The organism is uncultured Allofournierella sp. (assembly GCA_944382705.1).
Taxonomy (GTDB): Bacteria; Bacillota; Clostridia; order Oscillospirales; family Ruminococcaceae; genus Allofournierella.
The window spans coordinates 1-21,637 of record CALWNE010000029.1 but is presented as its reverse complement, the minus strand read 5'-3'; the positions used below and the strand labels follow the sequence as shown (position 1 = coordinate 21,637).

Sequence of the window (21,637 nt, the reverse complement as noted above, 5' to 3'; positions counted from 1 at the left end):
TCCAAGCTGATGGATGACAGCAGCCCCCGGGAGCAGAAAGTGCTGGAAGAACTGTCGCCCTCCCTCCTTTACGCTGCCGCCAAGCCGTCTGCCCCGGCTGAACTTGTTCGTGCGGTAAAAGATGGCGACATTACTACCCACAAGCAGTATCAGGAGGCGCTTGCGGAGATTAAGGCAAGAGACGAAAAAATCCGGGATTTGCTGGAAATGACAGAAGCATCTGACCGCCGGGCAGATAACGCAGAACAGGAACTGAAACAAGTTCGGCAGGACGCCGCACTGGATCGCAAGGAGCGGGAGGATGCTCACGCCGCTGCCATGCGCTACAAATCCGAGTGCGACCGCCGAGCCCAGGACCAGAAGCGTGTGGAGGAACTTCTGGAACATCAAAAGCAGCTTACCGCCAAAGCCCAGCAAGACGCCCGTGGATGGGAAGAAGCCGGGATGCAGACCCAGGAAATCGTGGAAGATTTGCAGGGGCAGTTGGCAGAAAAAAACGCCCGCATCAAAGAGCTGGAATCCGGGCAGGTCATTGAGGCAACTGCCATTGACCAAACCGAGATTGACCGCCGAGTGCAGCAGGCGGTGGCAGCAGAAAACGCCAAATGGGAAGAACTTTGTCAGAGCCAGCAGCAAACCATAAGCGCCCTAAAGCGTGAGGGCAGCGTGGCGGCGCAGGTGAAAAGCATTACAAGTGCGGTGGAAAATCTGCTGGATGGGTTGCTCTACACGGTTCAGAACGAGGGAGTCAGTGCTGAAAACTGTATGGCGGTGGATGGCCTGCTGGACACCCTGCAAGGGTATTACAACGATTTTTACGACCTGATGGAAGGCGAAGAAGGGGGCGATGCAGATGAATAAGGGATTCCATGGCACCGGCCCGGATGCAGGGGTTTTTGTGGCAGCAGAAGATTCCCTGCCTTTCGCCCTGGAACGCTGTGGTCTAACCATCACCAATACAGATGCCCAGGAGCTGGAGGCCTTTCTGGATATGTTTGAAGAATGGTTTTACAGCTCCTGGGTCAAGGAGGAAACCGAGGAATGACCATTGAAACATTGAACCGTGCCAATGAGCTGCACCAGAAAAGCCTTGCCCTTAAAGCAGACCTGGAATTGCTGCGGGAGATTTGCACAGAGCCTGTGCCCCTTGTGATTTTTTCGCCCCACAGCGAGCGGATGGTACAGCTGGATGCACTGCCCAAATTGGTGTGCGACATGGCCATGGATGTGCTGATTTGTGCCTTTGAGAGAGAGGTTGCAAAGACCGCTGCGGAGTTTGCGGCGTTGGGCCAGAAAGGAGAAGTCCAGAATGAATGATTTGCTGGTAAGAGTGCAGGGGGCTGAACAGGCTTTGCCTGCCGTGGAGTGGAACCGGGCCGAGGTGGCCGCCTGGCTGGAGGAGAAAATCAGCTGCTACCGTGGCCGTGCCTATAACCCGGAAGATCTGAAGGACGCCAAAAGGGACCGGGCCGAGGTGAATAAAATCGAAAAGGAACTTGCCGCTGCCCAAAACCGGGTACAGGAATTGTACAAAACCCCGGTGAATGAATTTGTAGCCCAGATGAAGGAATTCCGCTACATGGCCCAGCAGGTGAGTGATGCCATTGATGTGCAGATTAAGCGGGCCGAAGAAACCGAGCGAGAGCAGCGCAGGGAACAGCTTCGCCGCATTTTTGCCGAAAATGCAGGAGATGAACTGGGTCAGCTGCTGACCTTTGACCAGCTGCTGGATGGCAGATGGCTGAACAAAAGCGTTTCTGCCAGTACAGCCGAGAGAGAACTTCTTGTAAAGCTGGAATCCGTGCGGGTGAGCATGGAGGATTTGCGGGCCATGTGCGGCGAGGATTTCGGGGAAGTTCAGCGGGTGTACTTAAAAAACCTCAGCTTGAATGAGGCTATCTGCGCTTACCACCAAAGGCAGGAGCTGCGCCAGGCGCAAACTCGTGCGGAGGCGGCCCGTAAGGCCGCCCAGCAGGCAGCGGCAGCGGCTCCCCTGGTGGAGCGGCCCACCCCGGAACAGCGAGAGATTCAGCAGGAGGGCCGGGCGCTGGCCGATGCTGACCGGTGCATCACCCCCGGCGGCAGACTGGACATTGCCGAAATGAACCGCCAGACCGAAGCGGCCAGCACCTTTACAAGAACCCTGACCGTAACCTACACCGCTGCCCAAGGCCGGGAGCTGCTAAAATTTCTGCGAGCTGCCGGCATCCAATACGAATTGACCTAACAGGAGGAAACAACTATGGCTTTTACAACCAACCGAACCCAAACCGCCCCCATCACCGGAACACGGACGGCCACCCCTGGCCAGACCATGCAGCGGCCCGGCGCACATGCTGTGGCGGCTCAGAACCCCACGGACATCTTCAGCTTTGCATCCGGCGGCGAGGACATCACCATTACCCTCAGCGATATCAAGGAATATTTCTGTCCCAACGCAACGGACAAGGAGTGTGTGCTGTTTGGCCAGCTTTGCAAGGCAAACGGCCTGAACCCATGGCTCAAGGAAGCCTATCTCATCAAGTACGACAAAAGCGCTCCTGCCGCCATGGTCACCGGCAAGGATGCCTACATGAAGCGGGCCAACGAGCACCCCGCTTTTGATGGCTACGAGGCAGGGGTAAAGGTATACCTGCCGGATGTGGGCCAGGTGGAATACCGGGAGGGCACTGCCTTTTATGCCGACCTGGGCGAACAGCTGATTGGCGGCTGGGCAAAGGTTTACCGCAAGGACCGCAGCCGCCCCTACTATGAGGAGGTGCCCCTGAAGGAGTACGACAAGGGCCAGAGCAAATGGAAAGAGGCGCCAGCCACCATGATACGCAAGGTTGCACTGGTTCACGCCTTGCGTGAGGCATTCCCCACCAACATCCAGGGGATGTACGATGCAGACGAAGTTTCCTATGAAGCGGATTACGAGGGCGACTTCCGGGAGGTAAGCACACCCGTGCAGCAGCCTGTGGCGGTAATAAACCCCAAGATGCTTGTGCATGACCCGCTGGAAGAAGCCCAGCAGGACCCATTGGCAGCGGAGGGCGGTGAATGATTGTAAACACAAAAACCGGGCTGCTGGTATCCGGCTCCATTGCCAGAGACCCCGAACTGAGGTATGTGGGACAGCATAACAGCGCAGTGCTGAAACTCTCGGTGCGATACGGCACCCAGGAGAACCCGGAGGGCCGCAACCAGGGCAAGTTTTTGGACATCGACCTGTGGGACGATGCAGAAAAGCTGGACGGAATGCTCCTGAAGGGGGACAGCGTGCTGGTGGTAGGCGGCGAACTGAAAAGCCGGGAGTATGGCGGCAAGATGTATTACTCCATGCGGGCTGAACAGCTGTACCCCGGCGCAGAGGTGGTGTTCCGCTGGATGCAGCAGGTGATTGATTTAATGCCTGCCACGGGACCACAGCCCGGTTTTGAAGTGGTGGACGAGCCCGCACCCTTCGCACAGGAAAACCAGTTGACGGGCCATGAGCTGTACCCTGGCGAACAGCTGGCGGATCACCTGCCCGGGGCCAAATCGGCCGAACAGAGCCGGCTGACCGATTTTGTAAAGTGCGAACCGGAAGATTTACCGTTTTAAGGGGGGGACAAGCCAGATGGCAATGTGCTATGTACAGATGTACTTTTCATATCTGGAGCCGCTGGCTGACCTCACCGATGAGCAGGTGGGCCGAGTAGTGCGTGCCATTCTCCAGTATGGTGCAACCAGAACCATGCCGGAGTTATCCCCCAGTGAACGGATGGCTTTTACCTTCATGAAAACCAACTTCGACCGTGAGGCCGCCGCCTATGATGCAAAATCAGAACGAAATCGGGAAAACGGCAAAAAAGGCGGTGCGCCTATCGGGAACCAGAACGCCAGAAAACAAAAACAACCCAAACAACCCAAAGAAGAAGAAAAAGAAGAGGAAGAAGAAAAAGAAGAATTATCTTCTTCTAAAGAAGAGGTTGATTGGACGATGACGACCATTCTGAAAACATACCAAGAGTATTTCCAGCAACCCACACCTGTTATACAGCGGCGACTTGCTCAGTATGGGAATGATTTAGGGCCGGAATTGGTTTGCAGGGTAATCGAACAATGTGCTGAGTGTGGCGCCAATGGCTGGAGCTATGTTGCCGCTTCTCTGGAGGATTGCAAGGCAAAGGGGATGGATTTGGCAGCCTATGAAGCGGAGCAGGTTAGGCGCAGGGCGGGCCACAACCAAAGGGTGGACAGGCCCCAGCACAGCGGCAACGACATCCTGCAACGGGCGGTGCACCGTCCGCTGCGCTTGAAAAGGGAGGAGTGAGGATGTTCTATAATATGGAACATTATCCAGACCCAACGGCAGATACAGCAATCCATAATGCAGATATAGAGATCCGGGCGGCTAAGGCTGCCCGGGCATTGGAGAAACGAATGAAAGAGATTGTGTTTAAGATTCCCGGCCCGGCGCACGGAAAAGAACGCCCGAGAGCTAGGGTAATAAAAATTGGTGGAAAATATACAGCTCAAATCTACACCCCAACAAACACGCAGCAGTATGAGGACCTTGTGCGTTCCTGCATGGTTAGCCAAGTCGGAAAGGTACAGCTTGCACCGCCCATTCGTGCCACAATTCTGGTGGTTCACGCAGTCCCCAAAAGCTACTCAAAGAGAAAGCGGTCGGATTGCTTGGCCGGAGTTGTCCCACATGCCTCCAAACCAGACTTGGATAACATTGCAAAAGCGGTCTTGGATTCTCTGAATGGAATAGCGTATAAGGATGATGCCCATGTTACGGAGTTGAATATTCGCAAGCAGTACGGCCCCGAACCATGCGTATGGGTTCGCCTGCAAGGGGATGCCACCGTGGAGCAAACCAGGTTGGAAAAGGTAGGTGGAAAGGCATGACAAAAATGCAGCGGATAGCCGCTATTAGACGGCTGGAGCAAATAGAGGACAGTCTGCCCGAAGGGAGCTTTGACAGGCAGGTAATCCGGTGGGCAAAGGAAGATATGCTGGAGTGTGCCAGAGCGCAAAACAAAACCACATCCACACCGGAGCGAAAATGCCAGGTTTGCGGCAGAAGCCTTGACTTGAGCGTGGCGGTTTTGGGTGTTTGTAAAAAATGCGGGGAATTGCTGGAGGTGTCGAGATGACCGAACTTGAACGCCGTGCGCTGATGGGCGACAAGCAGGCCCAACAGGAGTGTACGGAAAGGGGGATTGTATTACCGTGTCCGTATTGTGGCTGCGATGAGCGCGATATGATTAGCTTAAGTGTTGGGCACGAGCAATATTCTTACAGCTGCGATGCTTGCGGATGCGATGGGCCAATAGCATACGAAAGTGACGAGTGCGATTATCCCGAATATGAAGCGTTGGAACTTTGGAACACCCGACCAGCCCCACCGATTGGGCGGTGTGGGGAGTGCGAACACTGGTATAAAGAGCACTGCGCATCTGGACCGTGCGCTGCAGAAGAAACAGATGTGGATTTTTACTGCCGGGATTTTAAGCAGAAAGGCGGTGGATAAAATAGATAACCAGCGCATGGAAAGAGATATGTTTGACACTATGTGGGCTTTTTTGCAGATGGGGGGCCAAAAGGCAGACTATCTCGCATTGAAGGAGGCCTGCATGGAGTTACGCCAAATGATGATGCAGAAAACAGCAGGGCAAAGAAAAAATAATTTAAAAGATATACCGTTTGATAACCTTGCAAGAATCAAAAACACAATCATCATTGAAGCAATGGCACTAGTGCTTAGCGGAGAATATGAGGGGTGTAAAGAAGACGGTCAAACAGCGATTGATTCACGCAAATGACAACTGAGAATGGTGTGGGCTTTCACTGTAAAGATTTTTAATGTTGAGAGGAGACTTTATGGAACCAATAACCAAAGAGCGGCTTGCCCGGTACATATCGCTCAAAAAGGAGAACGAGAACCGGCTGGAACGGCTTGCCCGGCTGCGCAGCAATGCCGAACTTCCAGCCTTGCAGCAGGGCGACGGCTCGAAAGGTTCTGGCTCCAGCATGGACCGAATGGCCCGAGCGGTGGAAAAGTGCATGGAATACGAAGCGCAGATTCGCCCGCTGATTGAAGCGAACCGCCGGGAAATGGCAGTAATTGAGTCGGCTGTGGCTGCACTTTCCGACCCTCTGGAACGCAGTGTATTGCAGATGAGGTATTTGCAACCTTCTGCTGACCCGGAAACAGGGAGGGACAGTTGCAGGCACACGCTGTGGTCTGACATCGCAAATACAATATACGGAAACCCATATGAAAGAGGAGTAAAGATGGTTATGGGAGTTCATCGGCGAGCGATTGAGCACCTAAAATCAGGGAGAAAAGTGGAATAAACTGCCTATCTTTTACCATGGTTTGTATGGTTTAATTTAACCATCGAAAAGCGCAACCGCGCTGCTCTATATTCATGTTTTCTCCTTTTTGGGCCGCCCTGGCAGACGGCGGTATGAGTGGTCTGCCTATGTTATACGAACCCTGGCCGTAAGCGGCTGGGGTATTTTTATGCCCATTTTGCCTGCATGAGGGCGAAGGGGTAACGGAATTTCGCCCGTTGTGGTTTTGGCCGCTCTGGATGAAAGGAGCGACCTATGGAGAATTACAGAAACAAAATTTATAACATGGACTGCATTGCCGGCTTGAGCCTGTTACCGGATGCCAGCGTAGATATGGTAATGACCGATTTACCCTATGGCACGACAGACGGCTATTGGGATACCGTTATCCCGTTCGACGACCTTTGGAAACAGCTGAACCGAGTTGTAAAGCCAAACGGTGCCATTGTTATGACGGCGGCCCAGCCATTTACCACGCAGCTGATCAACAGCAATCCTAAGGCGTTTCGGTACTGCTGGTATTGGTTTAAGAATCAGGTAACCGGCTTTCCGTTCGCCAAGGTGCAGCCGCTTCGATGTGTGGAGGAGGTTGTGGTGTTTTACCGCAAGAAGCCGACCTACAATCCGCAGGGGCTTGTGGCACTGGAAAAACCCAGAAGGGTATCCGGTAAAAAGCTGGGCAATGCGCATGTATACCGAACCGGTGGACTGCAAAAAGAAAGCGTGCAGCACTTTACCAATTATCCACGGCAGGTGCTGACAATCCCTTGCCAGCGTGAGGGCCTGCATCCAACGCAAAAGCCTGTAGCATTGTTCGAGTATCTTATCCGTACCTATACAAACGAGGGGGATTTGGTGCTGGACTGTTGCATGGGAAGCGGCACAACACAGGTGGCGTGCAGAAATGCAGGAAGAGATTTTGTTGGATTTGAAATTGATGCTGAATTTTATAACACGGCGGTAGCTCGATAATTTGTGGCAGCCGGCACAGGAGAAGCCGGCGGGTGGGAACAGGGGATGAAAACAAACAGAGAGGTGGCGGCATTGTCGGATGCGTTAAAACCAAAATATAAGGCGTTTGCGGATGCCTACCTAAGCAACGGCGGCAACGCATATCGGGCGGCGTTAACCGCAAAGTATAGCGAAAATTTCGCCCGTGCAAAAAGCTATCAGCTGCTTGACCGTGAGGACATCCAGGACTACATCACATACAGGCGCAAGCAGATGGCCCGGCGGGCGGTGAGTCCCGAACGGGTGCTTTTGGAGCTGGCGGCCATTGGGTTTGCCAATGCCACAGAGGTTGCGAAGATTGAGGGCGGAGAACTCGTCCTTGCGGATACCGAAGATGTGCCTGCCGATACCCGAAAAGCCATTGTAGGCATTAAGCAGGGGCAATCTGGCATCGAAATTAAAATGGCAGACAAGATTAAAGCGCTGGAATTAATCGGCCGAAATTTAGGCATGTGGGAATCGGCTGAAACAAACGAGCAGGAGGGAGTAACCATTGTTGACGATATCCCTGAGTAAGTTAATCAGCCCGGGCCTGTACGATGTGCACCGGGCCATTAAAAGTGGGCAGTTCAACGAGGTGGTTCTTCCCGGCGGCCGCGGCAGTACCAAGAGCAGCTGCATTAGTATTGAGCTGGTTAAAATGCTGTTGGAGCACCCAACTTGTCATGCGGTTGTGCTGCGTAAGGTGGCCAACACGCTGCGTACCAGTGTGTATGAGCAAGTGGCCTGGGCAATCGCAGAGCTGGGGCTATCGGCACATTTTGAGCAAACGGTTAGCCCCATGCGCATGACCTACAAAAAAACAGGGCAGCGCATCCTGTTCATGGGTCTGGATGACCCGGGCAAGCTTAAATCCATCAAGGTTCCGTTCGGGCACATCGGCATCCTTTGGGCCGAGGAGCTGGATCAGTACAGCGGACCGGAAGAAATCCGCAATGTGGAGCAGTCGCTTTTTCGTGGCGGCTCTTTTTCTTTTGCGTTCAAGAGTTTCAACCCTCCTGCGATGGCTCGAAATTGGGCGAACCGATACGCACGGGAAGCAAAGCCGGGCAAGCTGGTGTATCACTCAGATTACCGCAGCGTTCCACCGGAATGGCTGGGGCCTCGTTTTTTGGCGGATGCCGAACACCTAAAAGCCACCAATGAAACCGCATACCGACATGAGTATCTGGGCGAAGTGGTGGGCAGCGGTACCCAGGTGTTTGAAAATTTAAAGCTGCAACCCATCACAAAAGAGCAGGTCAACGGCTTTGAACGACGACTGCACGGCGTAGACTGGGGCTGGTACCCCGACCCATGGGCGTATAACGGCTGTAGCTATGATGCGGCCCGCAAAACACTGTACATATGGGATGAGGCAACCCGGCGGCGCACATCCAATGGGGATACAGCAAAAATCCTCATTGAAAAAGGTGTGTGCCAAGACCCACAGGTGGAAGAGTACCTGACAGCCGACAGTGCAGAGGAAAAAAGCTGTGGAGATTACAGGGCAGCCGGCTTACCTTGCCGGGGAGCAGAAAAGGGGCCGGGCAGTGTGCGTGCAGGGATGAAGTGGCTGCAAAGCTTGCAAGCCATTGTGATTGATCCGGAACGATGCCCGGATACGGCAAAAGAATTCAGCGAGTACGAATACGAGCGAGACAAAAAGACCGGCGAAGTGCTGGAAGGGTATCCCGACCTGAACAACCACCACATTGATGCGGTTCGGTATGCAACAAGCCGCATTTGGAAAAGGAGGGGAGCGTAGCTTTGCGAAAATTTTGGACATGGCTGCGGATGCGGTTTTTGCCGGAATGGGCAAGAAGGCAGCTGGAAGCAGAAAACAAAGACCTTACCCGGCAGCTTGCAAACGCACAACAAGAGGTGCAACGGCTTGAAGCATACATTCAAGGGATGCACGACGGTTTGCGCAAACAAAGGGGTGTGGTCATCCATAACGGGGAGGGTGCTTATCAATGAGTTTTTTCGGTGCTCTCCTCAACAACAAGGTGTATCACTTTGAACAGGCGTTCCCGGGTGCCAAGGATTGCACCACAGCGGTTATGCAACAAGCAATTGCGGATTGGTTCGAGCTGTATTTCGACCGGGAAGTAACAGAGCAGGAGGACCCCTGCCAGCGGTTGGCCTATACGGTGGTTCACAAATTGAGCCGGGCCTGCTTTGCGGAATACGAAGCCGATCCGGTGCAGCAAAACAGCTTTGTGGCACAGGTGCTGCAGTCATTAGAGGTGGCCCGCAAAAAAGCAATGCAGCTTGCCCTCATCGGCGGCGAGGCGTGGCTCAAACCAATCCCAACCCCCGGCGGATTTGAGTTTGTGGTCATGCGTCGGGATATGGTTACGGTGCTGGGCAGGGATTCCGGCGGCAAGGTTACCGCCATAGGCAGTGCAGAAGTAACCCAGCAGGGCGGTAAGTTCTACACCCTGCTTGAACGGCGCAGCATAGACGCACAAGGTGCACTTGTGATTGAAAGCAAGCTGTTTTATAGCTGGGATGGCCAAAGCATCGGTACACCGGTGGGGCTTGCTGCTTTGCCTCAGTATGCAGCATTGCAACCGGTTGTTGTATTGCCTGGCCTGGGCGGTATAGGGCTGGTTGGTATGCGAGTACCCATGGAGAACTGTGTGGACGGCAGCGCAGACGGTGTGAGTGTATATGCGGCGGCAGCCGGTTTGATACGGAACATCAACCGCAACGAACGGCAGCTTAGCAGAGAGTTTGAAAATGGGGAAAGCAGGGTGTTTGCCTCGGCCGACCTGCTGACCCGGCGGCGCAATGGAGAGCGGGTTTTGCCTCCCGGCCTGTTCGTAGGTTTGGACGATGACCCGGACAGCACGGGAATTACCATCTTTTCCCCGGCGTTGCGGCAGGAAAGTTTTCTGGCCCGCAAGCAGGAATATTTGCGGAACATTGAAAGCGTAATCGGCCTGAAACGGGGGTTGCTGGGCGAGGTGGAGGCGGCTCAGCGCACCGCTACCGAGGTGACCAGCAGCCAGGGTGATTACAGCCTGACCATTCAGGACCTGCAACAGATGTGGGAACAGGCAGTGCGCCAAACGGTTGAGCTTTGTGGCAAACTGGGCAAGCTATACCAAGTACCGGGTGCCACTGAACTGGACGGCGAGAAGGCTGTAACCATCAGCTGGGGTAATGATGTTCTATACGACAAGGACAAGGACTGGCAACAGACCATGCAGCTTGTGAGTGCAGGGATGTTGAAACCAGAAATTGCTCTTGCCTGGCGGTTTGATATGCCGTGGCAGACGCCTGCTGACCTGGAAAAGGTCCGGCAAATGTATATGCCTCAGCTGGATACTATGCTGGACGATTAAAAAGGGGGTGTAGGCATTGGCACTAACCCCCGATGAAATCCACAGTCTGCGAGATGCCTGCGAGGAAATTGCACAGCCAGTGATTGAGTGGCTGCTGGCCGACATTGCCGAACGGGTAGAGGCTGCCGGAAAAATGACATCTACCGCTGCCTATGAAATTTATCGGGCCCAGGCACTGGGCGAAAGCAAAAAGGCGCTGCAGGACTACTTGAAAAAGCAGTTGAAACTGTCGCAAAAAGAAATCCGCACGCTGATGCGCAAAGCAGCGAAGTTTTCCGGCAAGGACGACTACCAGCGTGTTGGAGTCCATGCAAGCGAGGCGGATATGGACAGCCTCATGCAGATAGCAGACGCAGCGGCAAAGGTGGCAGGAAAGGAACTAAAAAACATCACCCAAACCATGGGTATGGTATCGCCCATCACTGGCGAGCCTCGGCCATTGCAAAAGGTGTACCAGGACTGCATGGACACGGCGTTAAAGTTGGTGTCTACGGGTGGCACAAGCGCAAGCCAAGCGGCACGAGAAGCAACCCGCAAGCTGGCCGAGCGTGGCGTGGTAACCATTGACTATGCCAGCGGCGCAAGCACCGAGCTTGGGGCGGCGGTAAGGCGCAACCTAATGGGCGGCATGGGCCTGATGGTGGAGCAGGTAACCCAGAAAAACCACGATGCTCTTGGCTGTGATGGTTGGGAGATATCTGCCCACGCCAACAGTGCCCCGGATCACGAGGACATACAGGGCCGGCAGTACAGCGATGCGGAATTTGAACGGTTAAATAACAGCTTGAAGCGTCGCATCGGCACGCTGAACTGTGGCCATGTGGCTATGCCGGTTATTTTGGGAGTAAGCAGCCCCCAATACACCGAAGCACAGCTGCAGGCCCTCAAAGACGAAAATGCCAAGGGATTGACCTATGAAGGACGGCATATGACCGGGTACGAGGCAACCCAATACCAGAACCGTATCGAACGGGCCATTCGCAAACAAAAGCGGCGCGTCCTATTAAGCGATAAAACAGGCGATAAAGAACAGCTGCTTGCCGACCAGGTTCGCCTGACCCGATTAAATCAGGAGTACCAAAAGTTTAATGCCGCTATGGGTTTTAAGTCCAGGCAGGAACGCTTGGAGGTTGTGGGCTGGGGACGCAAACAGGCGGCCCAGGCCAGTGGGGCGGCGAGGGCTTACACAAAAGCACAGGAATGTGATATACTAATAGAAAAGTTACGCACTGCCGCAAATCTTCCGAAGACAGCAGAAATCCATCTGAAGCCCAAGCGGATTGATATAGATTCACTTTCGTTTGATAATGAACATATCAACAAGGAACGTGTCCACAATGTCAGTGAAGAACAAGCGAAACGATACATACAAGAAGCGGGAATTTCGGTTACTGTATGGAATGGGCAGTTTGAGCGATACTACGGCCGCGAAGGTGCAGCATATGTAAATACCCTCAAACATGAAATTCGCACAGCATATAGTGAGGCAGAGTTTACTGATAATATTAAAGCGTTAGTGAAGGAGATGAAGAAAAATGGCATTCTTGGGTAATGTCGAGTATAGACCCGATGAGACAGGAACCGCGGAAGCTGTAAAGTGTCCTTTAGTAAATGACTGGATTGAGCCGGAACGGTGTATGCTCAACCAAGATATCCGAGAAGAATACATCCCAGCTCGATTTAAAGTAAAGCCAAACTGGAAGGGGATTTGCGAATCCTGCCCATTCCGAGATTACTAGCGATACAATTATACATCAAAGCTCACACCCATCTTGGGCGGTGGGCTTTTTTCATGCCTGTATCTGACTTTGAAAAGTCAGAACGGGCATTTTTTATACCCATTTTGCAGTCGTCTGAAAAGGCGACGGAAAGGAGATACCATTGGAATGGTTAAAAAACATCCTCGGTAATGCGTATACCGAGGATGTGAAACAGAAGATTGCTGAGGAAATTGGCAAGGCCTATGTATCCAAGGTGGACTTTGAAGCCAAAGAAACCGAGGCAACCGCCTTAAAGGAGCAGCTGAAGGAGGCGAGCAAGACCATCAACGGCTTTAAGGACCTGGATGTGGAGGGCATGAAGCAGGAAGTGGAGAACTGGAAGCAGAAAGCCCAACAGGCAGAGAAAGACGCAGCCGCACAGGTGGCAGCCGTCAAGTTTGATGCCCGTCTGGATACCGCCATTACCAAAGCAGGCGGCAGAAATGCAAAGGCAATCCGTGCGCTGCTGGATTTGGAAAACCTGCAAAAAAGCCAGCAGCAGGACGAGGATATCGCTGCTGCCTTGGAAGGTCTGGCAAAGGATAACGATTACCTGTTCCAAGCAGCCACCCCGCCCCCTTATGCAGCCGGAACCGGCAGCACGCCCCCGGCGGGCAACCCCGATGCAGCACTGCGGGCAGCGTTTGGACTGCCCGCTGCTGAAAATAAATAAACCATAGAAACGAGGTAGAAAGAATATGGCAAATAGCATTGAACTGGCAAAACAATATGTGCCCTTGCTGGATGAGGTTTACAAGGTGGCCTCTTTGACTGCAAAGCTGGATGGTGCATCCGAACTGGCCCAGCAGGGTGCAAACGCAAATGAACTGATTATCCCCATGATGGAGATGCAGGGCCTGGGCGACTATGACCGCAATGGTGGTTATGTAAACGGCGATGTAACCATGACCAACGAAACGGTAAAGTGCAACTTTGACCGCGGCCGTATGTTCACGGTAGACAACATGGACAATGCGGAAACCGCTGGCATTGCTTTTGGCCGTTTGGCGAGTGAGTTTATCCGCACCAAGGTAGTACCGGAGCTGGATGCGTTCCGTTTTGCATCCTATTGCGGCAAAAGCGGCATTGCCAAAAAGCAGGAGGATTTAAGCGACGGTGCCGCTGTGGTGGCTGCCCTGCGTGCTGCCACCACCAGTATGGACGAAGCAGAAGTGCCCATGGAAGATCGTCACCTGTTTATTACCCCCACCCTGTATGGTATGGTGCAGGATTTGGACACCAACAAAAGCCGTGAGGTCCTGGGCCGCTTTGCCACCGTAACCCAAGTGCCCCAGACCCGATTCTACACCGCCATCGAACAGAAAACCGGAAAAAGCGGTCAGGAAGCTGGCGGCTATGCAAAGGCAGGCGGTGCCGCAGATATCAACTTTATGGTGATCCATAAGCCCGCCTTGATTCAGTTTGAAAAGCATGTAGCGCCCAAGATTGTTACCCCCGAAAATAATCCGGATGCAGATGCCTACAAGTTCGGTTACCGCAATGTGGGCATTGCAGATGTATACAAAAACAAAGTGGCCGGTGTTTACGCCAGCCACAAAACTGCAGGTTAAGGAGGTGGGCCCATGGGCAAAGTGATTGGGTATATTCCCGAACCCGCACCCGCAAAGAAAAATCAAAAGGCAAAGGATGCCAAGGGGGAGCAGCCGGCAGAACAGGAAAAAGAAGATACCGGCGATAAGCAGTAAGGGGTGGGGGCAGTGGTAGAGTACGAATTTTACCGTGATACCTATGGCGGCGATAGTGTGTCGCAACAAGAATTTAAGGCATACGCAAGGGATGCGGCTGCCACATTGGAACGCTATCGGCGGATTTACACCGTTACACCATTGGCAGAAAACAGCGAACAGATGGCAATGTGCGCAATGATTGACGCGCTGTATTATTTCACAATGGTTCAAAACGGCGGGCTTTCTGCAAGCGTGAGTGTGGGCAGTGTAAGTACCAGCAAGGCACTATCTGCACTGCCGGATATCTCGCCCAAAGCACAAAGCCGGGAGCTCTACCGCTGCGCTCTCCTTTATCTGGATATTAACAGGAGGGCGTAATGCTGAGGGTAAGCAAGCAGCCGTATTTGGATTACAGCCTGTGCAATCAAACGGTAACACTGTATCATGCAGAGCTTACAAATGGATATCAATGCACCCGGACTGTGTTCCGTGGTGCATTTTTTGACTCCAAAAAGGTGCAGACAGTGGACAAAACCGGCAGCAGGGAAACAAACAGCTTTGTGGTTATCCTGCCGTCTGGATGGGGCGGCAGGCCTGTATGGGCAGATGCGGCATCCACCCAGCCATTGAGCCAAGATCAAGGTGTTTTTTCGGTGGTGCCGGGAGATAAAATTCTGCTGGGAGAAGGTCCGGAACTGGTAGACCGTGCAGCATGGGCTGGTTTTTTGCCTGCTAAAACACAGGGCCTTGTGGTGGTCAAGGATGTAGACATTAAGCACTGGAACGGCATCGTATGCCATGTGGAGGTGGGCGGCTAAATGGCAAAGAGCAAAAAGAAGCTATTCCGTCTGCCGGACGGGACCATTGCATACCTGGAGCTGAACAGTCTGCAACAAATCATCAAAGACAAAGGTCTTGGCCTGGGCGGCGATGTGCAGCAGTTTCACACGGCCAATGTGTTGCGGCGCCTTGTGAAATATATGCCCATGCAAAGCGGTATGACGGCAAAGGTTACGGTGGCACAAACGGATATCCGAAAGCCGAAAATCATAACAAATACACCGTATGCAAGGTTTTTGTATGAAGGCAAGGTAATGGTTAGCGATGTAACCGGCAGCCCCTGGGCACGCAAAGGCGAAACAAAGCATGTTATCAATAAAAAGCTGGACTACAACAAAACCAAGAACGCTTTGGCGGGCAGCCGCTGGGATGAACGCCTTCAGGCGGCAGAAGGCGGCAAGCTAAGGGCAGATGTACAAGCCTACATCAAACGGAAGGGTTAAAAAATAATGGCGAGAAAACGAAAAGCAGAGCCTCCTAAAAGTGATTTGGAGCGGCTGCGGGAATGGCTTGGAACCTATCCCGGCTATGACCTGAAAGGCAATATGCTGGTGGACTATCTGGACAAGGTGCCAGGGGCAAAAAGCCTTAGCCCCGGCGGTTTGGAGGAAATCAGCCGTGCAGAGAACATCTGGGGTGAAACCACTGTGCAAAGCCGGTATAACTTCGGGCTGTATATTACGGTAGAAAAAGCCCCCGGAGATGATGTTGGCGCAGCCTATAACGCAGATTGGGTGCTGGATTTTCAAAAGTGGGTACAGGCACAGAGCGTTTCTGGTTTAACCCCAACCTTCGGGAACATCGAACAAAGCAAGGAACAAATGAAGGCTGAGAACGGCGCACTGTACGAAACCGACCAGGAGGGCGTTGGAGTGTATGTAGTGGCCCTCAGTGTGGAATTTAAGACAAAATATGAGGTGATTTAATTGGGAAAAGTAGATCGTAAATGGCTGGCGCACTATGTTGACGCAAATCTGCCCAATGCAAAAGCGGGCAGCCCTACCTATGTGCGCTTGGGCAAGGACTTGGAAGAATACAGTCCGGAGTTGAGTGCCAATGTGGAGAAAAAGCAAAACATCCTGGGCGAGACCTCTATCATGCTGACCAGCTATGAAAAAAGCGCCAGCGTGGAGCCGTACTATGCCGAAAAGAATGACCCCTTATTCGTTCGGCTCCAGGATATCATCGATAATGGACGCATCATGGATGACTGCAACACCTCGGTGGTAGAGGTGCATATGTGGGAGGATGCCGACCCTGAGAAGGGTTATCCCGCAGTTAAGGATGATGCTGTGATTGAAGTAAGCAGCTACGGTGGCGACAACACCGGATACCAGATTCCGTTCACGTTGCACTATGCAAACAAACCCGTAAAAGGATATTTCAAGCTGGATACCAAGGTGTTTACGGCGGCGGAATAAAATCAAGGTTCATTGTTCTTCGGAGCAATGGGCCTTGATTTTATTCCACTTTGCAGTCATATGCAAAAAAAGAAAGGAGATTGAAAAATGCAAAAATTGATGTTTGATACCGGTGTGCAGGAGTTCCAGCTGCCCGGTGGGGTGCTGCGCTTTAACCCCAGCGATCCCAATGTATACCACCGCTTCATGGAAGCAATCAAAAAAGTAGAAGCGGCAGAAAAGGAACTGGTGGAAAACGCAAAAAATCTGAAAGAAAACAACGGCGCAGAAGCCCTTGCTTTGATGGCGAAGGCCGACAAAGACACAAAGGCGGCACTCATGGAAGCGTTTGGCCCCGGCAATGATTTTGACATATTGGTGGAAGGTGTAAACCTTATGGCTGTAGCCGGTAATGGCGAGCGTGTTATCACCAACTTGCTGGATGCACTGCGACCCATTATCGAGCAGGGCGCAAAGCGTTTCTATGATGATAAAGCAAATGCCGCAGTTGCGAACGCAAAGCTGAACCGTGCCCAGCGCCGCAGAAAAAGGAATCGTAAATGAACCGCTGGGAATTACCCGACCACATCGAGGTTGACGGTGCATCGTATGCAATCAATGCGGATTTTCGGGACGTACTGGAAGTAATCCAATGGCTGACATGCGAAGAAGAGGAAACGCTACGCATTTATGTGGCGTTAAAGCTATTTTTCGAGGACTGGGACAGCATTCCGCAGAAAAGCCAGCAGCAGGCCGCAACCCAGATGATGATATTTCTTAACGGCGGAACCGAAGACACCAGCCCGGCGGGTCCTCGCTTGCTTGACTGGGAACAGGACCAAAGCATGATTGTGGCCGATGTAAACAAGGTGGCAGGGTGTGAAATTCGCGCGTTGCCGTTTGTACATTGGTGGACCTTTTTAGCGTGGTTTAACGGTATTAGTGAGGGGCAGCTTTCCACGGTGGTATCCATTCGGGACAAGATGCGCCGTGGCAAAAAGCTGGAAAGCTGGGAACGGGAGTATTACCAGAAAAACAAAGCCCAAGTGCAGTTAAAGCCGAAGTACACAGCGGAAGAACAGGAAGAGATGGAACGCATTAAAAAGCTGCTAGGAGAGTGAGGTGATGCATATTGGCGGATGGTAAGGTTGTTATTGATACCCGTTTAAACAATGATGGTTTAAAAAAAGGAATCAGCGAGATTAAAGGCAGCCTCGGCGGTTTAAAATCTGTTGTTGGTAAAATTACGGGCACCATTGCAGCTGCGTTTGCGGTTCAAAAAGTATTGCAATTCGGTGCAGCATGTATTGAGTTGGGGAGCGATGTGGCCGAAGTTCAAAACGTGGTAGATACCGCATTTGGCAGCATGGCCTATAAAATGGAACAGTTTGCAGATACGGCAATCACTCAGTTTGGCATGAGTAAGCTCGCCGCCAAAAAGACCGGTTCGAGCTACATGGCAATGGCTCGCGGTATGGGTGTAGCCGAAGAGGCGGCCAGTGATATGGCAATCGCCTTAACCGGATTGTCTGGTGATGTTGCATCGTTCTATAACATCACGCAGGAACAGGCCGCCTATAAGCTGCAATCTGTGTTTACAGGTGAAACCGAAAGCCTGAAAGAACTGGGCGTTGTTATGACCCAAACCAATTTACAGCAGTACGCCATGGCAAACGGCATGGGCAGCAATATCCAATCCATGAACCAGGCACAGCAAACGGCTTTGCGTTATTCCTATGTGGTGGATCAGTTGCGTTTGGCAAGTGGCGACTTTGCCAAAACGCAAGACAGCTGGGCCAACCAAACCCGAATATTGGCCATGCAGTGGCAGGAGTTTATGAGCATTATCGGGCAGGCTCTTACAACGGTACTTTTGCCGGTAGTGCGTATGCTGAACACCATTGTTTCAGCGCTCATCAATATGGCGAATGCGTTTAACGCTGTAATTACATCAATTTTCGGCGGCGCACAAAAGCAAGTGCAAAGCACCAGTGCAGCCATTGAGAGTGCCAATGCAGGAATATCCAGCAGTGCCACAGATGCAGCACAAAGCGAGCAAGCACTTGCTGATGGTACAAGTGCAGCCGGAGATGCTGCGAAGGGCGCAACAACCGGCATCGATGAACTCAATGTGCTACAAAAAGATACCGCAAACAGCGGTTCCGGTGGGCAGGGTGCTGGAACAACCAGTCCCGGCGGTTCAGCAGCTGGTGGCGGTCTGGCGGAAACCGTAACCCAAGAAACGAAACCGATGACTGAAAAAATGAAGCAGTTTGTGGATAAAATCAAACAGCTGATTGAACCGCTCAAAGCGATTAGTTTTGATAATTTGATTACCGCCCTCGGAACGCTGAAGGATGCTATCACACCACTCGGTAAAACACTGTTTGCAGGCCTTGAATGGGCTTGGTACAACATCTTCGTTCCGTTAGCCGCGTGGACTGCCGAAAGTTTTTTGCCTGCACTCCTGGAAATGCTTGCGGCAGCCATCGTAGCACTGAATGCAGGGATTGAGGCACTGCAGCCCATGGCCGTGTGGTTGTGGGAATCTTTTCTGCAGCCACTGGCAAGTTGGACTGCTGGGGCAATTGTGGAAACGCTACATCTTTTCACGGAAGGATTGCAAGGTGTATCTACCTGGATATCAGAAAATCAAGGATTAGTGGAAACGGCAACGGTAATTGTGGGGGCCTTTATGGCTCTGTGGAAATTGACCGATATAGCAACTTGGTGCATTAATGCGGGTGGAGTTATTGGTGTGATACAGGGGATTACGGAGGCAGTTAAAGCATCTACCACAATGAAGCTGGCAGATAAACTGATGGATTTGCAAATCATAGCACTTTACGCAAAGGATTTTGTGGTGAGTGCCGGAAAGGCACTCGCCGCAATCCTTAAGAATACAGCCGCATGGGTAGCAAGCACTGCTGCAAAAGGTGCAAATACAACTGCACAATGGCTGCAAATTGCAGCAACAACGGCTTGGAACGCAATTTGTGCAACAGCTACGGTGCTCACGACGGCATTTGGTGCGGCGGTAGCATTCCTGACATCCCCTATTGGTTTGGTTGTAGTTGCCATTACGGCCCTGATTGCGATTGTGGTATTACTAATAACTCATTGGGATACCGTGAAATCGGTGGCCAAATCGGTGTGGAACGGCGTTGTAGCTGTGTGGGGAGGAGCTTCCGCATGGTTTAAAAATGTAGTAATTAATCCTGTTTTAAACAACTTTTCAATCTTGTTTAGTTCTATCAAGAGGATATTCCAAGGGATCATAGACTTTGTGATGGGCATATTTACTGGAGATTGGAAGAGGGCCTGGCAGGGTATAAAGGATATATTTGGAGGCGTATGGGATGGGGTTACAGGGTTGCTCAAAAATAATGTAAACTCAATCATTGGGTTCGTGAACGGATTGATATCGGCAGTGGCGGCAGGTATAAATGCGGTGATTGGGGCGCTAAACGGAATTAATGTTAGCATACCCCAATGGGTTCCTGGTTTGGGAGGCGCAAGCTTTGGATTTAGCATTCCAACGATTTCAGCTCCCCAAATCCCCGCCCTGGCCCGTGGCGCAGTACTGCCTGCTAATAAGCCCTTTTTGGCCATGGTGGGCGATCAGAAGCGGGGCACCAATGTGGAGGCACCGCTGGATACCATCAAACAGGCCCTGGCAGAGGTGCTGGCCCAGGTAGGCGGCCAGGAACTTACTGCCAGCCAGCCCATTGAGGTGACACTGGACGGGCAGGTGCTGTACCGGGCCATGAGCAAAATCCAGGCAAGGCAGGGCAGACGGATTGGAGGTGCTTTTGCAGATGCCTATTGATTTAAAGGAATCCACGGGTTTTTTGTATCTTGGAGCCAGCCCCTACACGGATAAAACCAATTACAGCGTAAAGGTTCCCTACCCGGATATGGGCAGTGCACCCTTTACCACCAGCCGACTGGTGGACAGTGCCCGGAATGCTCAGGGCACCATGGTGGGCCGGATGGTGGGCCGGAGCATCGACAAGCAGGAGATGGGCTGGAGTGTGATTTCCTGCCAGCTGTGGTGGGAGATGAACCGGTGGTTTGAAAACGGCCACTTCACCTTTTATTGCCACTACTTCAACTTTAACACCGGTCGGTGGCTCACCCGGCTGATGTATCTTTCGGATGTGAAGGTAAGCCCAGGACTGGTGGAGAACGAAACGGGAGAGCCGGTCTTTTTGCGGGATGCAGGTTTTTCTGTGGTTGACTGCGGGGTGGTGTAAGGATGCAGGTTGTAACACCAGCCTACCGAGAGGAAATGGCCCGGCCGGTATGCGGCCCGGCCCTGGTGGAGCTGGAGATGCGGGTGGTGGATGTGGATGCGGCGGCTGGTGCCCAGGTGGACAAAGAGGATGGAATTTACTGGTCTGACGCAGAGAGCACCCTGGCCACCGAGGGGGCACCCCACCGCAGTTATGCCACCTTTGAGCCGGGCCGCTGGAAGATGGACGGCAGACTGCACATTGCCCCGGAGCCTGGAAAACCCACCTTGACGGAAGGATTTGTGAGCCAGGAGATGAGCGACAGCGAGGGGTGGTTTGAAAGCCCCCCGGAGCTGGTTTTGGATTTTGCAAGCCCGGTGAATCTGCCAGGTCTGACCCTGGCCTTTGACCAGGTGGCGGGGGAGTGGTGCAGCCAGATTACACTGGACACCTGGAAGGAGGGCCGGCAGGTGGAAAGCAGCCGGCTAAAGCCGGATGGAGTGGTGTGGGTGGCACAGGGACCGTGGCAGCCCTTTGACCGGCTGCGGATTCGGTTTGAGCGCACCTGCCAGCCGCTGCGGCGGGCCAGGGTGAGCCGCATTGTGTTTGGTCTGGAGCTGGTGCTGGGGTCGGAGCAGTTAAGCAAAACCATCCAGTTGACCCAGATTGACCCGGTGGGGCGGCGGTTGCCCACCGACACCTTGAAGTTTACCGCCATCAACACCAACCTGATTACAGACAGCCAGGTGGGGCGGTATGACCCGGACAACCCACAGGGGATTTGGAGGTATTTTGAGCAGCGCACCCCGGTGCATATTCGGTATGGGCAGACCATTACAGGGGGGATGCGCTGGGGCGATATGGCCCGGCTTACCTGGCAGGATGCAGCCGAAAGCAACTGGAAGGACATCCGGGAGGGTGGTTTTGTGGAATGGCTGGATGGCGGCCGGTATTACCTGACCGGACAGCCCACCATAGACGGGATGTATGCCCAGTTTGAAGCAACGGATGCCGTGGGGATTTTGGATAACACCTATT

27 protein-coding genes and 1 pseudogene are annotated in these 21,637 nt (G+C 52.8%); all 28 read left to right on the top strand.

The genetic code is table 11. The features are described 5' to 3' along the window. Positions 1-861 (top strand): hypothetical protein (locus ACH2EM_RS03985; protein ID WP_395150813.1); only part of this gene is annotated, 861 nt, incomplete at its 5' end. Then, positions 854-1,045, top strand: a complete 192-nt coding sequence (locus ACH2EM_RS03980; RefSeq protein WP_395150812.1) for a hypothetical protein — start codon at positions 854-856, stop codon at positions 1,043-1,045. The genes ACH2EM_RS03985 and ACH2EM_RS03980, both read left to right, overlap by 8 nt. Beyond that, complete coding sequence (locus tag ACH2EM_RS03975; protein ID WP_395150811.1) at positions 1,042-1,317, top strand: hypothetical protein; 276 nt, start codon at positions 1,042-1,044, stop codon at positions 1,315-1,317. Before ACH2EM_RS03980 ends, ACH2EM_RS03975 begins: the two co-directional genes overlap by 4 nt. Next, positions 1,310-2,227, top strand: coding sequence for a DUF1351 domain-containing protein (locus tag ACH2EM_RS03970; protein WP_395150810.1), 918 nt, complete (start codon positions 1,310-1,312; stop codon positions 2,225-2,227). Before ACH2EM_RS03975 ends, ACH2EM_RS03970 begins: the two co-directional genes overlap by 8 nt. A gap of 15 nt (positions 2,228-2,242) precedes the next feature. After that, positions 2,243-3,046 carry a phage recombination protein Bet gene (gene bet, locus ACH2EM_RS03965; RefSeq protein ID WP_395150809.1) on the top strand — a complete coding sequence of 268 codons (804 nt, stop codon included), beginning with the start codon at positions 2,243-2,245 and terminating at the stop codon, positions 3,044-3,046. Further along, the gene (locus ACH2EM_RS03960) at positions 3,043-3,585 is read left to right on the top strand and encodes a single-stranded DNA-binding protein (protein ID WP_395150808.1); all 543 of its coding nucleotides are present in this window, start codon (positions 3,043-3,045) and stop codon (positions 3,583-3,585) included. Before bet ends, ACH2EM_RS03960 begins: the two co-directional genes overlap by 4 nt. A 16-nt stretch (positions 3,586-3,601) precedes the next feature. After that, entirely contained in the window at positions 3,602-4,297 is a 696-nt protein-coding gene (locus ACH2EM_RS03955) for a DUF6291 domain-containing protein (protein ID WP_395150807.1), read from the top strand. 14 nt (positions 4,298-4,311) lie between these two features. Beyond that, on the top strand, positions 4,312-4,881 hold the full coding sequence (locus ACH2EM_RS03950) for a RusA family crossover junction endodeoxyribonuclease (RefSeq protein ID WP_395150806.1): 570 nt from the start codon (positions 4,312-4,314) through the stop codon (positions 4,879-4,881). A gap of 461 nt (positions 4,882-5,342) precedes the next feature. After that, on the top strand, positions 5,343-5,798 hold the full coding sequence (locus tag ACH2EM_RS03945) for a hypothetical protein (protein WP_395150805.1): 456 nt from the start codon (positions 5,343-5,345) through the stop codon (positions 5,796-5,798). Between the two features lie 58 nt (positions 5,799-5,856). Next, a complete protein-coding gene (locus ACH2EM_RS03940; protein WP_395150804.1) occupies positions 5,857-6,333 on the top strand; it encodes a hypothetical protein in 477 nt (158 codons plus the stop codon). A 255-nt stretch (positions 6,334-6,588) separates the two neighbouring features. Beyond that, positions 6,589-7,305, top strand: a complete 717-nt coding sequence (locus ACH2EM_RS03935; protein WP_395150802.1) for a DNA-methyltransferase — start codon at positions 6,589-6,591, stop codon at positions 7,303-7,305. 45 nt (positions 7,306-7,350) lie between these two features. After that, positions 7,351-7,860 (top strand): terminase small subunit, encoded by a 510-nt coding sequence (locus ACH2EM_RS03930; protein ID WP_395150801.1) that lies wholly within the window; start codon positions 7,351-7,353, stop codon positions 7,858-7,860. Then, positions 7,838-9,091, top strand: a complete 1,254-nt coding sequence (locus tag ACH2EM_RS03925; RefSeq protein ID WP_395150799.1) for a PBSX family phage terminase large subunit — start codon at positions 7,838-7,840, stop codon at positions 9,089-9,091. Before ACH2EM_RS03930 ends, ACH2EM_RS03925 begins: the two co-directional genes overlap by 23 nt. A gap of 208 nt (positions 9,092-9,299) precedes the next feature. After that, complete coding sequence (locus ACH2EM_RS03920; RefSeq protein WP_395150798.1) at positions 9,300-10,676, top strand: hypothetical protein; 1,377 nt, start codon at positions 9,300-9,302, stop codon at positions 10,674-10,676. A gap of 16 nt (positions 10,677-10,692) precedes the next feature. Next, entirely contained in the window at positions 10,693-12,228 is a 1,536-nt protein-coding gene (locus ACH2EM_RS03915) for a phage minor capsid protein (protein WP_395150797.1), read from the top strand. 329 nt (positions 12,229-12,557) lie between these two features. Beyond that, positions 12,558-13,109, top strand: coding sequence for a phage scaffolding protein (locus ACH2EM_RS03910; protein WP_395150796.1), 552 nt, complete (start codon positions 12,558-12,560; stop codon positions 13,107-13,109). A 25-nt stretch (positions 13,110-13,134) separates the two neighbouring features. Continuing rightward, positions 13,135-14,007, top strand: a complete 873-nt coding sequence (locus ACH2EM_RS03905; protein WP_395150795.1) for a hypothetical protein — start codon at positions 13,135-13,137, stop codon at positions 14,005-14,007. 12 nt (positions 14,008-14,019) lie between these two features. Beyond that, positions 14,020-14,142, top strand: coding sequence for a hypothetical protein (locus ACH2EM_RS03900; protein WP_395150793.1), 123 nt, complete (start codon positions 14,020-14,022; stop codon positions 14,140-14,142). 12 nt (positions 14,143-14,154) lie between these two features. After that, positions 14,155-14,502, top strand: a complete 348-nt coding sequence (locus tag ACH2EM_RS03895; RefSeq protein WP_395150792.1) for a hypothetical protein — start codon at positions 14,155-14,157, stop codon at positions 14,500-14,502. Beyond that, positions 14,502-14,942 (top strand): hypothetical protein, encoded by a 441-nt coding sequence (locus ACH2EM_RS03890; protein WP_395150791.1) that lies wholly within the window; start codon positions 14,502-14,504, stop codon positions 14,940-14,942. The genes ACH2EM_RS03895 and ACH2EM_RS03890 overlap by 1 nt, the downstream gene beginning before the upstream one ends. After that, entirely contained in the window at positions 14,943-15,407 is a 465-nt protein-coding gene (locus tag ACH2EM_RS03885; protein ID WP_395150790.1) for a minor capsid protein, read from the top strand. It begins immediately after the preceding gene. 6 nt (positions 15,408-15,413) lie between these two features. Continuing rightward, positions 15,414-15,890, top strand: coding sequence for a hypothetical protein (locus ACH2EM_RS03880; protein WP_395150789.1), 477 nt, complete (start codon positions 15,414-15,416; stop codon positions 15,888-15,890). Next, a complete protein-coding gene (locus tag ACH2EM_RS03875; protein ID WP_395150788.1) occupies positions 15,891-16,385 on the top strand; it encodes a hypothetical protein in 495 nt (164 codons plus the stop codon). Positions 16,386-16,472: 87 nt separating this feature from the next. After that, the gene (locus ACH2EM_RS03870) at positions 16,473-16,928 is read left to right on the top strand and encodes a hypothetical protein (RefSeq protein ID WP_395150787.1); all 456 of its coding nucleotides are present in this window, start codon (positions 16,473-16,475) and stop codon (positions 16,926-16,928) included. Beyond that, on the top strand, positions 16,925-17,485 hold the full coding sequence (locus tag ACH2EM_RS03865) for a Gp15 family bacteriophage protein (protein ID WP_395150786.1): 561 nt from the start codon (positions 16,925-16,927) through the stop codon (positions 17,483-17,485). The genes ACH2EM_RS03870 and ACH2EM_RS03865 overlap by 4 nt, the downstream gene beginning before the upstream one ends. A gap of 11 nt (positions 17,486-17,496) precedes the next feature. Then, positions 17,497-20,193, top strand: a complete 2,697-nt coding sequence (locus tag ACH2EM_RS03860) for a hypothetical protein (RefSeq protein WP_395150785.1) — start codon at positions 17,497-17,499, stop codon at positions 20,191-20,193. Further along, a complete protein-coding gene (locus ACH2EM_RS03855) occupies positions 20,183-20,620 on the top strand; it encodes a hypothetical protein (RefSeq protein WP_395150784.1) in 438 nt (145 codons plus the stop codon). The genes ACH2EM_RS03860 and ACH2EM_RS03855 overlap by 11 nt, the downstream gene beginning before the upstream one ends. A 2-nt stretch (positions 20,621-20,622) precedes the next feature. Then, positions 20,623-21,637: pseudogene (locus ACH2EM_RS03850) on the top strand (hypothetical protein); the annotation flags it as partial.

Bases quoted from the DNA above. Each gene is read 5' to 3' on its own strand.
- ACH2EM_RS03855 (WP_395150784.1), top strand. From the start codon at position 20,183: ATGCCTATTGATTTAAAGGAATCCACGGGTTTTTTGTATCTTGGAGCC.
- ACH2EM_RS03960 (WP_395150808.1), top strand. From the start codon at position 3,043: ATGATTGTAAACACAAAAACCGGGCTGCTGGTATCCGGCTCCATTGCC.
- ACH2EM_RS03980 (WP_395150812.1), top strand. From the start codon at position 854: ATGAATAAGGGATTCCATGGCACCGGCCCGGATGCAGGGGTTTTTGTG.
- ACH2EM_RS03940 (WP_395150804.1), top strand. From the start codon at position 5,857: ATGGAACCAATAACCAAAGAGCGGCTTGCCCGGTACATATCGCTCAAA.
- bet (WP_395150809.1), top strand. From the start codon at position 2,243: ATGGCTTTTACAACCAACCGAACCCAAACCGCCCCCATCACCGGAACA.
- ACH2EM_RS03930 (WP_395150801.1), top strand. From the start codon at position 7,351: ATGAAAACAAACAGAGAGGTGGCGGCATTGTCGGATGCGTTAAAACCA.
- ACH2EM_RS03885 (WP_395150790.1), top strand. From the start codon at position 14,943: ATGGCAAAGAGCAAAAAGAAGCTATTCCGTCTGCCGGACGGGACCATT.
- ACH2EM_RS03905 (WP_395150795.1), top strand. From the start codon at position 13,135: ATGGCAAATAGCATTGAACTGGCAAAACAATATGTGCCCTTGCTGGAT.
- ACH2EM_RS03950 (WP_395150806.1), top strand. From the start codon at position 4,312: ATGGAACATTATCCAGACCCAACGGCAGATACAGCAATCCATAATGCA.
- ACH2EM_RS03945 (WP_395150805.1), top strand. From the start codon at position 5,343: ATGAAGCGTTGGAACTTTGGAACACCCGACCAGCCCCACCGATTGGGC.
- ACH2EM_RS03920 (WP_395150798.1), top strand. From the start codon at position 9,300: ATGAGTTTTTTCGGTGCTCTCCTCAACAACAAGGTGTATCACTTTGAA.
- ACH2EM_RS03870 (WP_395150787.1), top strand. From the start codon at position 16,473: ATGCAAAAATTGATGTTTGATACCGGTGTGCAGGAGTTCCAGCTGCCC.
- ACH2EM_RS03900 (WP_395150793.1), top strand. From the start codon at position 14,020: ATGGGCAAAGTGATTGGGTATATTCCCGAACCCGCACCCGCAAAGAAA.
- ACH2EM_RS03970 (WP_395150810.1), top strand. From the start codon at position 1,310: ATGAATGATTTGCTGGTAAGAGTGCAGGGGGCTGAACAGGCTTTGCCT.
- ACH2EM_RS03890 (WP_395150791.1), top strand. From the start codon at position 14,502: ATGCTGAGGGTAAGCAAGCAGCCGTATTTGGATTACAGCCTGTGCAAT.
- ACH2EM_RS03865 (WP_395150786.1), top strand. From the start codon at position 16,925: ATGAACCGCTGGGAATTACCCGACCACATCGAGGTTGACGGTGCATCG.
- ACH2EM_RS03975 (WP_395150811.1), top strand. From the start codon at position 1,042: ATGACCATTGAAACATTGAACCGTGCCAATGAGCTGCACCAGAAAAGC.
- ACH2EM_RS03935 (WP_395150802.1), top strand. From the start codon at position 6,589: ATGGAGAATTACAGAAACAAAATTTATAACATGGACTGCATTGCCGGC.
- ACH2EM_RS03880 (WP_395150789.1), top strand. From the start codon at position 15,414: ATGGCGAGAAAACGAAAAGCAGAGCCTCCTAAAAGTGATTTGGAGCGG.
- ACH2EM_RS03955 (WP_395150807.1), top strand. From the start codon at position 3,602: ATGGCAATGTGCTATGTACAGATGTACTTTTCATATCTGGAGCCGCTG.